Source organism: Nocardia sp. NPDC004722, from assembly GCF_053601505.1.
This window is the reverse complement of sequence record NZ_JBSGBY010000961.1, coordinates 1-2,021: the sequence shown is the minus strand read 5'-3', so window position 1 is coordinate 2,021 and position 2,021 is coordinate 1. Positions and strand designations below refer to the sequence as shown.

General features: G+C 70.8%; 2 protein-coding genes. Both read right to left on the bottom strand.

The features are described 5' to 3' along the window. Window positions 1-64: 64 nt before the first annotated feature. Window positions 65-985 (bottom strand): 5-dehydro-4-deoxyglucarate dehydratase, encoded by a 921-nt coding sequence (kdgD, locus tag ACWELQ_RS44585; protein WP_452403002.1) that lies wholly within the window; start codon window positions 983-985, stop codon window positions 65-67. 24 nt (window positions 986-1,009) lie between these two features. Beyond that, window positions 1,010-1,918 carry a LysR family transcriptional regulator gene (locus tag ACWELQ_RS44580; protein ID WP_452403001.1) on the bottom strand — a complete coding sequence of 303 codons (909 nt, stop codon included), beginning with the start codon at window positions 1,916-1,918 and terminating at the stop codon, window positions 1,010-1,012. Between the last annotated feature and the right edge of the window lie 103 nt (window positions 1,919-2,021).

Here is a 2,021-nt window from a genome sequence, read left to right as displayed (position 1 = left end):
CGGCAGCGTCACCGAGGAGATCCGCACCCCGGTGATGCGATCCAGCACGGCGGGAGAGGCCATGTCAGGCAATCCTTTCCACGAGCGCGGTGAGTTCGGCCAGCTCCGCCTCGGCCAGATCGGTCAGGGGCGGGCGGACCCGGCTGGACGGACGGCCCACCGCGGTCAGCCCGGCCTTGATGATCGACACCGCGTATCCCGGTGCGCGGTCGCGGATATCGAGATAGGGGAGCACGAAATTGCGCAGGTGCGCGTACACCGTCTCGCGATCGTGCGCCCGCACCGCCTTGTAGAAGGCCAGCGCGAACTCCGGCGCGAAGTTGAAGATCGCCGAAGAGTACGTGGTGACGCCCATTTCGGTGTACGGCAGCGCGAAGGTCTCCGCGGTCGGCAGCCCGCCGATATAGGTGAGCCGGTCGCCCAGGCGGGCGTAGATCCGGGTCATGGTCTCGATATCGCCCACGCCGTCCTTGAACCCGATCAGGTTCGGGCAGCGCTCGGCCATCCGGGCCACGGTCACGTCATCGACGCGGGCATTGGCGCGGCTGTAGAAGATCACCCCCAGCGAGGTGGCCGCGCACACCGCCGCCACATGCTCGAGCAGCCCCTCGGGACCGGACTCGGTGAGGTACGGCGGCAGCAACAGGATCCCTTGCGCCCCGGCGGCTTCGGCGTTGCGCGCCTGCTCCACGGCGACGGCGGTGCCGGCGGTCGCGGGGGCCAGCACCGGCACCCGCCCGGCGGTCTCGGCGACCGCGGCGCGCACCACCCGGTCGATCTCGGCGGTGGTCAGCGAGAAGCCCTCACCGGTTCCGCCCGCCGCGAACAGACCGGCCACGTCGTACTGGGCCAGCCAGGCGATGTGCTCGCGGCAGGCGGCCTCGTCGATATTCAGCTCGGCATCGAAATGGGTGACGGGGAACGACAGCAGGCCACGACCCAGGACCGGTCCCAGGTCCCGGGGCGCCAGGGTGTCGGATGACATCGGGGGCACAGTGCTCTCTCTTTCTCAGGCGTCCGGCCAGGTCTCGAGGAGGTCGATCACGCGGCGCAGGGCCGGATTCGCCGGATGCCGCCGCCAGACCGCGTACAGTTCGGCGCGCTCGGCCACGCCCGACAGGGGGCGGTAGTGCACGCCGTCGGGGTGCAACCGGCTCGCCGCCTCCGGCACCAGCGCCACGCCGCGGCCCGCCGCGACCAGCGCGAGCATGGTGTGCACCTGGGTGACTCGGTCGGCCGGGTCGTAGGAGACACCCGCCAGCACCCGGTTCATCAACTCGGCGAAGTAGCGTGCGGGTCCCGGCGCGTACGTCAGCATTCGCTCGCCCTCCAACTCGCGCACCGCGAGCGGACCGCCCTGGGCCAGCCGGTGCCCGGCGGGCACGGCCAGTACCAGCGGGTCGCGATGCACCGGCCGCCCCTCGAATTCGAGCCGGTCGAAGGGCGGCCGGGCGATCGCCAGATCCAGTTTGCCGCTCAACAATTCGTCGAACTGCAGGGCGCTGACCAGTTCGCTGAGCATCAGTTCGACCGTGGGCAGTGCCAGCGAGAGCTGATTGAGGAATCCGCCCAGGAAGCCGAAACCCGCGGTGGCGGTGAAGCCGATGCGCACCGTGCCGGTCTGCCCGTCGGCGACCAGGCGCGCGGTGGCCGGAGCCGCCTCCGCGAGGGCCAGCAGCCGGCGGGCCTCGGCGAGGAACACCCGGCCCGCGGGCGTCAACTCGACCTGCCGTTGCGTCCGATCCAGCAGCAGCACACCGAGATCGCGCTCGAGCTTCTGGATCTGGCGGCTCAACGGTGGCTGGGTCATCTGCAACCGATCGGCCGCGCGCCGGAAGCTGCCCTCCTCGGCGACCACCACGAATCCGCGCACATGCTCCAGGGACAACAGGGCCGACAATCGGCCGTCGCCGGTCACTTCGATGACCGGTCACCACCACGCCGACGCCGACCCAGGTGATGATCACCATCCCGGGCCTGCCGCCGATTCCGTGCGGCATCTTCTGCCCGGCCCCGGCCGT

What these genes read in the sequence shown, in the direction of transcription:
- kdgD (WP_452403002.1), bottom strand. Translation starts at nt 985, where the DNA reads ATGTCATCCGACACCCTGGCGCCCCGGGACCTGGGACCGGTCCTGGGT.